Consider the following 14269-nt stretch of genomic DNA (forward strand, 5'->3'; position numbering starts at 1 on the left):
CGCCGCGGCTTTCCCGCAAATCCGTTCAAATTCCCGCAAGCCAATTCGCGAAGCCAACTACGCGGGACGATACGGATTGTCGCAACATCTTTGCCGACATGCGGACCTACGCTCATGATGAGACTGGCTGCCCTGCTTGCTTCTGTCGCTATCAACGCTTCGACGATTCCGGCAGTCGCGTCGGAATGCGCCTCAAGTAGAGATGTCGACGTTTCTCGCGCCCGCTGGGCAGCAGTGCGCTCGCAGCCGACAAAGCCCGACGATCAAGCGAGCTGCCGCGCCTATGCCGCCTCATTCTATGAATCGGTGAAGCTCCGCCAGGAGGCCGCCTTGTGCAGCCGCGACACAGACCAGGCGCGGAACCTGACCATTCTCGATTCAGAGATCGACGCCTTCAACAACTTGCTGGCAACGAGATGCGGCACCTAGGCATCTCCAGCGGTTGCAGATGGTGACACATCGCGAGAATCCTGTTCGATTGATTGCACCGCGTACAGAGAACTTCGCAGGCGCTGCCAGATCCGCCAATTCATCGCGATCATGCTCAAAAGAATGGTGGATGGATCGCCACGCGCCAATTCGTGGCAAGAGCGTGGTCCAGTCACACCTTGGTGTCAGCGCCGGGAAGCCATGAGGTCCGCGACCGCTGGACGCGATTCGACGCAAGGCCGTGTATTCACGGCAGTTTTCGCTGGCATTCATACCTTCGTGTGATGATAATGCCGCCGATTGCGTGTTATGATCTTGCTGGCTGGAACGTGGCATGCCTTTGGCACCGGACGAGCCGCCCGTCGTACACATCGTCGATGACGACGATTCTCTGCGCGAGGGGCTCGCCAGCCTGCTGCGCTCGGTCGGCCTGAGGGCATTGACCTATAGCTCTACGCAGGAGTTTTTGCAGACGGATTGTCTGGACGCTCCCGGATGCATTGTTCTCGACATCCGCCTGCCGGGAATGAGCGGATTGGACTTTCACGAGCAGCTTGCCGGTCTGGGCATACGCCTGCCCGTGATCCTGATGACCGGGCATGGCGATATTCCAATGTCGGTTCGGGCGATGAAGGCTGGTGCGGTGGATTTCCTCCCGAAGCCTTTCCGCGATCAGGACATGATCGATGCTGTTACGGTGGCGATCAACCGGGACCGGATGCAGCGTGAGAAAGACGGCCAGTCGCTGGCCATTGCCGATCGCTACGCAACGCTTTCCCCGCGCGAGCGCGAGGTCATGGCGTTGGTGACGGCAGGCAAGCTGAACAAGCAGGTCGCGGGAGATCTCGGGCTCAGCGAAGTGACGGTGAAGATACATCGTGGCGCGGCGATGCGAAAAATGGGAGCCCGTTCCCTGGCTGACCTGGTTCGCATGGCGGATGCCTTGAAGGACACCAAAGCACGGTGAGGCACATCGTGAACCTCGGAAGATTTGCAGGCCAACGCGAGTCAAGTCGCCGCGGGGGCTTGAATGGAAACACCGCACTTGATTGCCATTGTTGACGATGATGACCAGCCTGGCCGACGCCGAGGCGATTGCCGTGACGCCATCGCATTGCTAGTCTACGAAGCGTCGATCGTCCGACAATCTGGAAAACACTGGATATCTCGCCTGAAGGCCCGAACGAGACCCAGTTGGCCGAGTCCGACAAGTGCTGTATGCGTTGAACAGCGATCCGGATGGTAGCTCTCAGGTTTTGTGGGAGGATGGCGAGCGCGTCTTCTGCCGAGGGTTGCGCGTCGGCGATGACGGCAACCGGAGCTCCGTGCTGGTCGTTTTGCCTGCAGCCGAGCACCCGTCGCGCTCGAGCCTCGATCGCCTTGCTCACGAATACGCCTTGAAGGATGAGCTCGATCCGACGTGGGCGGCGCAACCGCTTGAGCTCACGAACGACGGCTCCCGGCCTGTGCTGGTGCTTGAGGACACGGGCGGCGAGGCGCTCCACCAACTCTTGGGCGCGCCGATGGATGTGGAAGGCTTCTTACGGCAGGCCATCGGTATTGCCACGGCTCTGGGCAAACTCCATCAGCGCGGCCTCGTCCACAAGGACATCAAGCCGGCCAACGTACTGATCAACCGCACGACCGGCGCGGTACGGCTCACCGGGTTTGGGATCGCCTCGCGTCTCTCCCGCGAACGACAGGCCGCCGAGCCTCCCGAGACGCTCGCTGGTACACTGGCCTACATGGCACCCGAGCAGACCGGACGAATGAACCGTTCGATCGACTCCCGCAGCGACCTCTACGCGCTCGGCGTCACCTTCTACCAAATGCTCACCGGCTCCTTGCCGTTCACCGCCGCTGATCCCATGGACTGGGTGCATTGCCACCTCGCCAGGACGCCCTTGGCACCCGCTGATCGATTGAAGGAGGTCCCCGGCGTCGTTTCGGCGATCATCATGAAGCTGCTCGGCAAGACGGCCGAGGACCGCTATCAGACTGCAGCCGGTCTCGAGCGCGATCTTCGCAGGTGTCTGACCGAATGGGAGGCGCAGCGCCGGATCGACGACTTCCCGCTTGGTGAATATGACACGCCCGACCGGCTCCTAATCCCCGAGAAGCTTTACGGGCGGCAACGCGAGGTCGAGATATTGCTCACCTCGTTCGATCGCATTGTGGGCGGCGGCGCCCCGGAACTGGTCCTGGTCTCCGGCTACTCCGGGATCGGAAAATCCTCAGTTGTCAACGAGTTGCACAAGGTACTCGTGCCGCCCCGCGGGCTTTTCGGCTCTGGCAAATTCGATCAGTACAAGCGCGACATTCCGTATGCCACGCTCGCGCAGGCCTTTCAGAACCTTATCCGCCCCCTCCTGAGCAAGAGCGAAGCGGAACTGAGCAAATGGCGCGATGCACTTCGCGATGCGCTGGGCTCGAACGGCAGGCTCATTGCAAACCTAGTTCCTGAATTGCAGCTCATCATCGGAGAAGCGCCGCCGGTTCCCGACCTACCGCCGCAGGACGCCCAGCGGCGGTTCCAGCTCGTCTTTCGACGGTTTATCGGAGTGTTCGCAAAGCCTGAGCATCCGCTTGCCCTGTTCCTCGATGATCTGCAATGGCTCGATTCGGCAACGCTCGATCTGATCGAGGATCTTCTGACCCAATCGGATGTGCGTCACCTGCTGCTGATCGGGGCGTACCGGGACAACGAAGTCAATTCCTCTCACCCGCTGATGCGCAAGCTCGATGCGATCCGGAAAGTCGGAGCGCCTGTGCAGGAGATCGTCCTTGCGCCGCTTGGCCGCCAAGACCTGACGCAATTGATCGAGGACGCGCTTCGCTCCGAGCCGGAACGGGCCGGTGCACTGGCAGAGCTGATCCAGGACAAGACGCAGGGCAATCCATTTTTCGCCATTCAGTTTATTGGTTCACTTGTCGAGGAGGATTTGCTCACATTAGATTATCACGAAGGCCAATGGTCATGGGATGTCAGCAGGATCCGCGCCAGAGGTTACACCGACAACGTGGTGGATCTCATGGTCGGCAAATTGAGTCGCCTGCCGGCCGAGACGCAGCGCGCATTGCAGCTACTCGCGTGCATGGGCAACAGCGCCGAGTTCGACTTCCTTGAGATGGCGTCAGAGCATTCGAACGAAGAAATGCATCGCCGGCTTTGGGAAGCGCTGCAAGCGGGCCTCATCTTCCGCACCGACCAGTCCTACACCTTTCTTCACGACCGGGTGCAGGAGGCGGCCTACTCCCTGATCCCGGAAAACGTACGCGCCGAGACGCATCTGCGAATAGGAAACCTGCTTGCAACACGCATCGCCCCGGAAAAGCAGGAGGAGACGGTATTCGAAATCGTCAATCAGCTGAACCGCGGATCCGCCTTGATCACGTCAGCCGAGGAGCGCAAGCGCCTCGCCGCCTTGAACCTCATGGCCGGCACACGCGCCAAGAGCGCGACGGCGTATGCCTCGGCGCTTTCGTATCTCCGAATTGCCCGTGCGTTGTTGACCGAAGCGAGTTGGGAGGATGAGTACGAGCTGATTTTCTCTGTGGAATTCAACACGGCCGAGTGTGAATGGCTGACTGCCAACATGGTGCCAGCGGAGAATCGGCTTTTGCTGCTGGCGCAACGTGCCAAAGCCGCGCACGATGTCGCTGTCGTCACACGCTTGCGCATTTCGCTCTACATTACCTTGGACCGCACCGTTCGCGCAATCGAAGTCGGAGTGGAGCAGCTTCGAAGGTTTGGAATCGAATGGTCAACTGATCCCACTGAGGAGGAGATTCACGCGGAATACGGTCGCTTGCGGCAGCGCGTTGGGGAGCGTCCCATTGAGATGCTTGTCGATCTGCCGGCAATGAAAGACCCGGACTTGCTCGCGCCTATGGAGATTCTGCTCGCCATCCTCGCCCCCACCGTGCTTGCCGATAAGCAGCAGCTCCACGACCTTACCGTCCTCCGCATGGCCAACCTGAGCCTGGAGCATGGTCACTGCGATGGATCGCCCCTGGCGTTTGCCCACGTGAGCCATGTGATTGGTCCTCGTTTCGGCCACCACCGTGACGGCTTCCGGTTTGGCCACCTGGGCGCGTCGCTCGCTGAACGCGACGATTTCGCGCGCTTCCGCGGTAAGGTCACTTGTGTTGTCGGCTACACCGTCTTGCCTTGGACCCATCCCATCCAGACCGCTTCCGCGACGATCCAGCGCTCGCTAGGTCTGTGTCAGGAGGCCGGCGACCTGATGTTTACGAGCTTTTGCCAGGCCCACTCGATCTCGTTAGGCCTCGCGTCAGGAACTCAGCTGGAAGACCTGGAGGCGGAAGCCGAACGTTATCTCGAGTCCACTCGCCGGGCGCACTTCGGCCTCATCACGGATATTCTCACGACCCAGCTCGCACTCATTCGGACGCTCCGCGGCGTGACGCCGAAATTCGGCCAGCTCAGCGATGGGCACTCGGACGAGCTCCAGATGGAGCAGCATTTATCCGGCAACCCGGCGCTAGAATCAGCCGCGTGGTTTCACTGGATACGAAAAATGCAGGCGCGCTATCTTGCGGGGGACCATGCGGCCGCCGCGGATGCTTCGTCGCACGCGCAGCTTTGGAGACCTCGCGCATATTGGGAAACGGCCGAATCCTGCTTCTATGTCGCGCTTTCCAGCGCGGCGTCGTGGGATTCCGCTCCTCCCGAGAGGAAACAGCAGCATTTCGAGACCCTGATAGCTCAACACAAGCAGCTCGACTTTTGGACGCAGAGCTGTCCTGAGAATTTCGAAGACCGTGTGGCACTCGTGGCTGCGGAGATCGCGCGCATCGAAGGCCGCGAGCTTGACGCGATGCGCCTCTATGAGCAGGCCATCCGCGCGGCCCGCGACAACGGGTTCGTTCACAACGAGGCGCTCGCCAATGAGCTGGCCGCGCGTTTCTACGCTGGGCGCGGCTTCGAGACCAGTTCCCAGGCGCATCTGCGAAACGCGCGACAGAGCTATCTGCGGTGGGGAGCAGACGGAAAGGTGCAGCAACTCGATCAGCTCGATCCGTGGCTGAGACAGGACGAGCGCGCGCCGGGCCCAACGGGCACAATTGAAACCGCGGTTGAACATCTGGACCTCGCCACCGTTCTCAAAGTTTCGCAGGCCGTATCGGGCGACATCGTCCTGGAAAACCTGCTCGAGACTCTCATGCGTACCGCAATCGAGCAGTCAGGTGCCGTCCGCGGGCTGCTCATTCTTGCGCGCGAGACCGGACCGCGGATCGTGGCCGAAGCTACGACCGGCGACACCATCGTCGTACAGTTGCGCGATGAGCCGTTGGCCGTAACCTCGCTTCCAGAGTCGGTCGTCCACTATGTCCTGCGTACCCGAGAGAGCGTCATTCTTGACGATGCAGCGGCCAGCGCCCTGTTCGCAGCCGATCCCTACGTCCGTCAACGCCAGGCCCGTTCGGTTCTTTGCATGCCGTTGCTCTACCAGGGCCAATTGATGGGTCTCCTCTACCTCGAGAACAATCTAACTCCTCGTATTTTTGCGCCCGCCCGGATCACGGTATTGAAGCTGCTGGCGGCGCAGGCCGCGATCTCGCTGGAGAATACCCGTCTATACCGCGATCTGGCAGAGCGCGAAGCGAAGATCCGGCGGCTCCTCGACGCCAACATCATCGGAATCATCATTTGGGACTTCGAAGGTCAAATCCTAGAAGCCAATGACATATTTCTCCGCATGCTGGGATTCGACCGTGATGATCTCGTTGGGGGCCGCATACGCTGGACGGACTTGACGCCGCCAGAATGGCACGACCAAGCTGCGCAGGCGCGACAAGAAATAAGGACAACTGGAACCGCACGGCCGTTTGAGCGGGAATATTTCCGCAAGGATGGCAGCCGTGTGCCTGTGCTGATCGGCGCGGCAAGCCTTGAGGCAGACCGGAATCAGGGGATCGCTTTTGTGCTCGACTTGAGCGAACGCAGACAGGCAGAATCCGAATCGCGTGAGAGCGAGCGGCGCTACCGCGAGGCACAGATGGAACTCGCGCACGCCAATCGCGTGGCGACGATGGGGCAACTTACGGCGTCAATTGCTCACGAAGTCAATCAGCCGATCGCGGCCACAAAGGTCAACGCGCAAGCGGCCCTGCGCTGGTTAAATCGTGATGCGCCGGATTTGGAGGAGGCGCGCCAGTTACTGGCCAGGATCGTGAAGGACGGCGACCGAGCCGGCAATGTCGTCAGCCGAATTCGCAACCTCGCAAAAAGGGCGCAGCCGCGAATGGAACCACTTCATATGAATGAAGTGATTGGCGAGGTAATCGAGCTGACGCGGAGCGAAGCCATGAAATGCGATGTCTCCGTACAAACGCAATTTGCCGAAAACTTGTCGGCTGTAACGGGGGATCAGACCCAACTTCAGCAAGTGATCCTCAACTTGATCTTGAACGCGGTCCAAGCAATGAGTGAGAGCGACCTGGACGTACGCGAGTTGCAGATCAGCGCTGAGGCGAACCAGCCAGATGGTGTGATCGTCTCTATCCGGGATTCGGGGCCGGGAATACGCCAGGAAACCCTCGAGCATATTTTCGATCCGTTTTACACGACCAAGCAGGCCGGCATGGGAATGGGATTGGCAATCTGCCGTTCAATTGTCGAAGCACACGGCGGGCGAATATGGGCGACGGCGAACATCCCGCGGGGCGCTGCATTTCATTTCACGCTCCCTGCCGCTTCTGAATGGATCGCGCCGTAATAGTGTCGCCTACCTGGAGCGATGAATTCACCATGTGCTGGCGAATTCATCGATGGCGACTGTCCGACTGCCGTCAGGCGCGCTTGTACTGCTTTAGTCTGAAGGCAAGCGCGACATAGAGGCAGCCGAAGAAGATCGCGTACCAGGCGATCGTCCAGACCAGCCCCAACGCGCCAGCACCAGGTTGGGCCAACAGGACGGCGCCAAAGGCGATCGACAGCACGCCGTTAAGAATGAGCAGCCATTCATGCTGCAGCACCTTGCGTAGCGCGATTGCGCCCCAGATCTGCAGGGCGCCGATGATAATCGCCCAGACCGCGATGAACATCAGCAGCACCAGCGTCGTCGCGCCGGTGTAGTAAAATGTCACGACACCGGCGAGGATGCCAGCGAGGCCGCTCAAGCCCAGCCACCAGCGCGGACCCGCGTCGCCACCGGATGCATTGAAAGCCGCCCAGATTGCGATAACGCCGTCCATGAGGGCGTAAGCTCCCCACAGCAAGGTCAACGTGACCAGCGTAAGGCCAGGCCAGGAGAACGCCAGAACGCCAAAAGCAATGGCGGCAATCCCGCGCAACAGCAAGAGCCACCAATTGTCGGCCAGCGAACGCATTACTTCGGACCCGGAACGGCCCAGCTTTAGTCCAGCCTGGGCATGTGTATCAGCCATTCTGATTCTCCGTCTGGTTTACCTTGGTGTGGGGAGAGCGGAGACGATGGTCGCTCCGCCAGCTGGTATCATCTCAGTCGATCCCGGAGGCATTGCCAGAATGCAGTCGCCTCCGGGATCTTCGTCCGGCTAGTTGGCGTAATCGAACTCTGGCGCTGCCTTCAACGCCTCCCTTGTGGCGCCAGGCAGAACCAGCTTGTCGCCGTTCAGCTGGAACTGGGAAACCGGAATGGCGACGTTGTGCTTGGCCACGGCGAGGAAACCGCCGGCGTTGATGATGGCGTACGACACCGATTTGTCGGTCGTGACGATGATGTCGTCGACCGATCCGACGCGCTCATCCGTGTTGTTGTAGACGGGATGGCCGAGGATTTGCCGCTTGGCGCTCCAGCCGACCGCGACATCACGCAGCTCGCCGTAACTCACGCCGAGGAGAGTGGATCCGGCAACCTGCGCATACGACATCGCGGGCGCGCTCAACGCGACGCCCGCAACCATGGCGAAGTGGAAGAGTTTCATGACATTCTCCAAGCTTGGACGATAATGGCTTAAGCCTGTTTCGCCAGCTCGGCCTGGACGCGGCCGTCAATCGCGTCGAGAACCGCGAGGTTCGCTTGCTCAATCGACGCGAGGGCGTAGTCGATCGCAAAACTCGCTTCCCATTCCAGCCGGTCGGCGCGGTGGTCAGCACGCTTCACATCGTGATTGTGTTTGGCCTCAGTGACGTTCGCCTTGAGCGCGGCGATGTCGGCAGCGACCTTCGTCTTCACGACATTCCAGTCCCGCGCGGCGTTGTCGTTGGCGGATTTGATCTTCTGATTGACCTTCTCGACGGCCGTCGTCGCATCGGCACGCGCCTTCTGCTTGCGAACCTCGATCTTGTCGTGCGCTTCCTTCTGCGCCGCCGCGAAAGCTTCTTCAGCATGCTTCGCGCGAACCGACAGGTCGGCGAGTTGTTCTGAGAGTGGCTTGGTCATGATTTTCTCCATCGGTAACTCGTTGAGCGGCGACATCACCGCACGAGGTTGAGAGTGTGCGAAGGAAACTGCACCGCGCTGCGCAACACCGCTTGTACGATCTTGCCTTCCTTAGGAGGGAGTTTTCCAATCTTCAGGGGTCGGCAAAGCAGCAGCAGGAGTTGACGGACCTCGTGACCAAAAGACCGTCGTGGGCTGCAAACCGTTAGTCGAGCTTCAGCCCGAGCGATTTGACTACCGGAGCCCAGAGTGCAACGTCGGCGGCAAGGGACTGGCGGACTTTGAATCGAGGACGGGTTCGAAGCCTCCCTCGATTAACGACAGCTGGTTGGCGGGCTCCGCAAGCGCTGTGCGGGTGGCCTGCAAGACGACCGTGCCGAGCAGAGGCTTCATCTTCTCGGCCCAAGGGCGAGCGATGGCGTCGAACGCACCACCCGACGGAAAAGGGACCACGAGCCGGATTGGCCGCATCGGATAGTTTCCGCGACGGCGGTGCGCGAAATGGCTGGGAGCACGGCGGCACTCGCCGCCAGATGCAAGGAAATTGCGGCACGGAAGTTTCATGACGGCCCCGAAAGCGTTGCCGCGCATGCGCGCGTGGACGCACAATTGGTGGCAGATCTCGAGAACGCTACACGATTGCAGAGTGCCTGCAGGCGCGTCCTCCTGGCCCTTCTACAACGTGCAGGTTCAATTGAATGTGCCTTGCACCAGGACCAATCCTTCTCCCCCAAGTTGACCCGCAACGACCATAGCAGCGCTAGGAATCGGCCGTCAGCTATTTCCGCGGCATCATTGGATCCCTGGCATGCCAATGGCGAGGCGTGCGCGTTTTCGCTGCGCTGAGGGCGTCCTCCTTCAAAACGGACAAGACTAGGCAAGCCCGTTCTATCGTCGTCGTGCCGCCTGGTGTCTTTCATAGCTGAGACCTAGTGCACGGCCGGCGCTCTGATTGGGGACCGACCTGGCGGCACATCACGCGCTGGTACGGTAACGATGCGACCCCTGATGCGACGATCAACCACGTCCTTCCACCATTTGTCGGGGTGACCGCACATGGCGTATTGGGATAGCGAATTCCAGCGAGTCCAGTCACCGATCCTGCGCTACGGGTTTGCGTTCGCTTCTGTGGCGGTCGCGACTGCCGTCGCGCTCGCGATTCAGGAGTACCAGTTCCGTGATATAGAACTACCTCTCCTCGTCCTCGTCATCGGTCTTGTCACCTGGTACGCGGGAAATGGGCCTGCCTTGGTGTGCGTTCTGTTGTCCACGGCGGTGTTCAGCTATCTTTTCGTAGAACCCATCTACAGCTTCTACGTTTCCGCGCGAGACCTCCCTTACTTTCTGTTGTTTCTGCTCGCGGCACTCGTAGTTGCCTCCTTCAGTTCCGTTCGCCGTCGGATCGAGGACAATCTCCGCCACGCACGCGATCGACTTCAAGATGAGCTCCAGCAGCGTCAGCAGCGCGATGCTGAAATACGCGAACTCAATGAGGAACTGACCGAGCGCGCTGCGGAGCTGGCAGCAGCCAACAAAGAACTCGAGTCGTTTGCCTATTCGGTATCGCACGACTTGCGTGCACCACTCCGTCATCTCGTCGGCTACTCGGAAATGTTGCAAAAGCACGCATCGGGTTCGCTGGACGAAAAGAGTCAACGATATGTGCAGACAATTCTCGAATCAGCAAAGAGAATGGGTAACCTGATCGATGATCTGCTGGCATTCTCCAGGATCGGGCGCGCCGAAACCAAAACGACGGCAGTGGACCTGCAGCAGCTGGTCGCGGATGTGACTTCCGAGATCGGGGCGCAGGCGAACGGACAGGATATCTCCTGGAACATTGGTCCGCTTCCGGTCTGCTATGGAGACCGCGCCCTACTAAGGGTGGTTCTCGTTAATCTGCTTTCAAATGCCGTCAAGTTCTCCGGCACACGTCGCCCCGCCAAAGTCGAGATCGGTGCCGTGGATGAACATGGAGAAAAGTCAGAGATCTTCGTGAGGGACAACGGTGTTGGCTTCGACATGCAGTATGTCGACAAGCTGTTCGGCGTATTTCAGCGATTGCATCGGGCTGACGAGTTCGAAGGCACCGGGATAGGACTGGCGACCGTCCAACGCATCGTTCATCGCCATGGCGGGACGGTGCGAGCCGAAGGGACGGAAGATCAAGGAGCCACCTTTTACTTCTCTTTACCTAAATCCAGACAGCCCGTGGAAAGGACGGTGAGCGTGCCATGAGTCAATTCGGACGTATTCTGGTCGTTGAGGACGATCCAAGGGATGTTGAGCTTACTCTTACAGCCCTTGGCGAGTACATGCTCGCGAACGAGGTCGTCGTTGCCCGCGACGGCAAAGAGGCTCTTGACTATCTGTATTGTCGAGAACAATTCGCCATGCGCCCCGAAGAAAGCCCGGCCGTCATTCTGCTGGATCTAAAGCTGCCTAAGGTGAATGGATTGGAGGTCTTGCAGCAAATCAGATCGGATGATCGGCTCAAGATGATTCCCGTGGTCGTACTGACGTCATCCCACGAAGAAAGGGATAAGTTGGCGAGCTACAGGCTCGGATTAAATGCCTACGTCGTAAAGCCGGTCGATTTTCACGAGTTCATCAACGCCGTCAAAGAGCTGGGCTTGTTCTGGGCAGTGATAAATCAACCGCCCCCAGGAAGCGCGAAGAAGGTGCTATGAGTTCGCCTATCGGGACCCCGTCGCTAGAGGATAAGCCCAATGATGCATCAACGCGCGGATTCCGTTCGTCCGGCCACGGCGCCGGGGCAGAATGCGAGCGGCCAGCCCGACCGGAGAGGCGCAACTCGTGCTAGGAGAAGCACCTTGAGTGGAGAGCGGGTCGAGCGTCGCCTTGCGGCCATTCTTGCGGCGGATGTCGCGGGCTATTCGCGATTGATGGGTCTGGATGAAGAAGGCACATTGGCCGCACTCAAGGACCACAGACGCGCGGTCGTCGATCCCAAGATCGCGGAACACCGCGGGCGCATCGTCAAGACGACGGGCGACGGCATGCTTGTCGAGTTTGCCAGTATCGTCGACGGCGTCCGCTGCGCCGTCGACGTCCAGCGGCAAATGGCCCAGCGCAATTTCCAGGTTCCGCCAGCGCGGCGCATTGAGTTTCGGATTGGTTTGAACGTGGGTGACATCATCATCGATGACAAAGACATCTATGGTGACGGCGTCAACATCGCGGCGCGCTTGGAAGCCCTGGCGGAGCCGGGGGGAATCTGTGTCAGCCGCATCGTGCGTGATGAGGTGCGCGACAAGCTCCATTTTTCGTTCGAGGACATGGGCGAACACCAGGTCAAGAACATTGCCCGGCCCGTGCCGATCCATCGCGTTCGGTTCGATACGCCGGCCAACGAGGTCATCACGGCGGCGCTCACCACGACCCGATCGGCACGACTACCGCGGCAGAAACCGTCGATCGCAGTGTTGCCCTTTGCGAGCATGAGCGGGGACGTGGAACAGGAGTATTTCTCGGAGGGCATCACCGAGGACATCATCACCAACCTGTCGCACTGCCATTCATTTTTTGTGATCTCGCGCAGCACTTCCTTCACCTACAAGGGTTCGGGAGTGGACGTCGGCAAAGTGGCCCGCGAGCTCGGCGTGCGCTACGTGCTCGAAGGCAGCGTGCGGCGTGCCGCCAATCGTCTCCGCATCTCCGCACAGCTGATCGAGGCGGCGACTGGTCACCACTTGTGGGCGGATCGCTACGATCGCGAACTGGCGGATGTCTTTGCCCTCCAGGACGAGATCGCCCGGAGCATTGCCGCCGCGATCGAGACTGGCATTATCGCAGCCGAGATCCGGCAAGCGCAGCGCAAGGAACCAGGTCAGCTCGATGCCTGGGACCGGACCGTACGAGCCCATTGGCACATCTGTCGCTTCACGCGTGAGCATCTGGCCGAGGCGCGCCGCCTGGTGACTGAAGCCATCTTGCTGGACCAGGCAAATTCGATGGCATATGCGTCTCTCGCCTTTGCTCGGCATTTCGAGGCGTTGTTCGGCTGGGGCGACGGGCCAATCGAGTCCCGTAACCGGTTCGGCGAAGCGGCGCGGAAAGCGGTCGCCGCGGATGACCGTAACCCAACGGCGCACACGGCGCTGGCGATTTTCGAGCTATTTTCAGGTCGTCACGAAGAGGCCCAACGATGCCTCGGTCGTGCCCTTAAGCTCAATCCGAATTCAGAGTTCGCCCGCGGATATCTTGGTGTAAGTTACGCGTTCGGCGGCGATTATGACGCTGCCTTGCAGCATCTGGAGGAGGCGATCTGCCTCAGCCCGCGAGGCTTGCTGGTGGTCATCTGGCATCTCTGCAAGGGCTGGGCCGCATTGCTGGCCGGGCGATACGAAGAGGCGGTCGAGTTCGCTGAACTCGCCCGTGAAGCAAATCGCGTGTTTCCCGACATTTACGCGGACCTGGCTGCTGCCCATGGACATCTGGGGAATCGTACAGCCGCTCGCTCCGCGTTGGATCAGTTGCTGTATCGTATGCCTGGTGTAACACCGAGCGATGAACGCCTGGTTCGGCCGTTCGGACGAGAGGCCGATCGGGAGCGGTTCCTCGAAGGCCTACGCAAAGCATGGCTGACGCTTTCCTAGTCTGGTCCTTGAAAAGTCCGCCACTTTGCGGAGAGGAGCCACAAACCGTCCGCGCTCGCGCCCGTCGTCGATATGCCAGTGGCCTCAAGGTCAATCTTCTCATTGACCTCAAAACGGGCACCCCCTTGGACCTCACGGAGCCCTCCACTATCCGCACCCGTGCCGACAAGAGTTCGCCAGCGCGACCCACGCAGCGAAATCCCTTCCTATTTGGTTTTCTCCTCAAGAGTCGGAACGAGTGACGCGCAGGCTCGATCGCTCCCTTACCCGGAGAATGAGCAAGACCATTCCGGGAGCGGCAATCTCATTCAAGAAGCACGGCCGGACTTGCCTCACAGTCGCTGCTGAAGCCTGACCGAGTTCCGGTCCGTGCCGACAGCAGAGAGATGACGCATGCCCAAAACGATACTGAAATCGCCACCACTTGCGGACGTGACAACGGCTCACCCTCGCCTCTTTGTCCTCGAGCTCAATGCCGGCGCCATTCATTCGATGAATACCGACGGCACCGATCGCAAGACCATCGTCACCGGCGCCCACCTTCCAGACGGGATCGTCGTTGATGTCGAGGCGGGCCATATCTACTGGACCAACATGGGTATTCCCAACCTCGACGATGGATCGATCGAGCGCGCCGATCTCGACGGCCGGAACCGCAAGATGATCGTGCCGCAGGGACATACCCATACGCCGAAACAGGTCATTCTCGATAAGAAGGCCGGCAAGCTGTACTGGTGCGACCGCGAGGGCATGCGCGTCATGCGCGCCAATCTGGATGGCTCGCAGATCGAAACACTGATCGAAGCGGGGCGCGGCGACGCGGATAGCCGC

Annotated in this window: 10 protein-coding genes; 7 read left to right on the plus strand and 3 right to left on the minus strand. The window is 60.0% G+C overall.

The window, feature by feature from the left end:
- Positions 1–114: 114 nt before the first annotated feature.
- The 3 genes from Q3C01_RS36590 to Q3C01_RS36600 all read left to right on the plus strand — a co-directional run bounded on the left by Q3C01_RS36590 (position 115) and on the right by Q3C01_RS36600 (position 7172).
- On the plus strand, positions 115–429 hold the full coding sequence (locus tag Q3C01_RS36590) for a hypothetical protein (RefSeq protein ID WP_458150141.1): 315 nt from the start codon (positions 115–117) through the stop codon (positions 427–429).
- 334 nt (positions 430–763) lie between these two features.
- Positions 764–1396, plus strand: a complete 633-nt coding sequence (locus tag Q3C01_RS36595) for a response regulator transcription factor (RefSeq protein ID WP_458150142.1) — start codon at positions 764–766, stop codon at positions 1394–1396.
- A 244-nt stretch (positions 1397–1640) separates the two neighbouring features.
- Entirely contained in the window at positions 1641–7172 is a 5532-nt protein-coding gene (locus Q3C01_RS36600; protein ID WP_458150143.1) for a trifunctional serine/threonine-protein kinase/ATP-binding protein/sensor histidine kinase, read from the plus strand.
- Positions 7173–7245: 73 nt separating this feature from the next.
- On the opposite strand, the gene Q3C01_RS36605 is transcribed toward Q3C01_RS36600, so the two are convergent.
- The 3 genes from Q3C01_RS36605 to Q3C01_RS36615 form a co-directional block, all read right to left on the minus strand.
- The gene (locus Q3C01_RS36605) at positions 7246–7842 is read right to left on the minus strand and encodes an HdeD family acid-resistance protein (RefSeq protein ID WP_458150144.1); all 597 of its coding nucleotides are present in this window, start codon (positions 7840–7842) and stop codon (positions 7246–7248) included.
- Positions 7843–7971: 129 nt separating this feature from the next.
- A complete protein-coding gene (locus Q3C01_RS36610; RefSeq protein ID WP_458150145.1) occupies positions 7972–8361 on the minus strand; it encodes a PRC-barrel domain-containing protein in 390 nt (129 codons plus the stop codon).
- Between the two features lie 29 nt (positions 8362–8390).
- Positions 8391–8819: a hypothetical protein gene (locus Q3C01_RS36615; protein WP_458150146.1), complete on the minus strand. Its 429-nt coding sequence runs from the start codon at positions 8817–8819 to the stop codon at positions 8391–8393.
- A gap of 1056 nt (positions 8820–9875) precedes the next feature.
- Between Q3C01_RS36615 and Q3C01_RS36620 the strand changes: the two genes are divergently transcribed.
- The 4 genes from Q3C01_RS36620 to Q3C01_RS36635 all read left to right on the plus strand — a co-directional run.
- On the plus strand, positions 9876–11057 hold the full coding sequence (locus Q3C01_RS36620; protein ID WP_458150147.1) for an ATP-binding protein: 1182 nt from the start codon (positions 9876–9878) through the stop codon (positions 11055–11057).
- Positions 11054–11509, plus strand: coding sequence for a response regulator (locus tag Q3C01_RS36625; protein ID WP_458150148.1), 456 nt, complete (start codon positions 11054–11056; stop codon positions 11507–11509). Before Q3C01_RS36620 ends, Q3C01_RS36625 begins: the two co-directional genes overlap by 4 nt.
- Before the next feature lie 39 nt (positions 11510–11548).
- Entirely contained in the window at positions 11549–13438 is a 1890-nt protein-coding gene (locus Q3C01_RS36630) for an adenylate/guanylate cyclase domain-containing protein (protein ID WP_458150149.1), read from the plus strand.
- A gap of 393 nt (positions 13439–13831) precedes the next feature.
- A partial coding sequence (locus tag Q3C01_RS36635; protein ID WP_479684018.1) for a DUF5050 domain-containing protein occupies positions 13832–14269 on the plus strand: 438 nt, incomplete at its 3' end.

It is taken from the genome of Bradyrhizobium sp. UFLA05-109, from assembly GCF_054185165.1.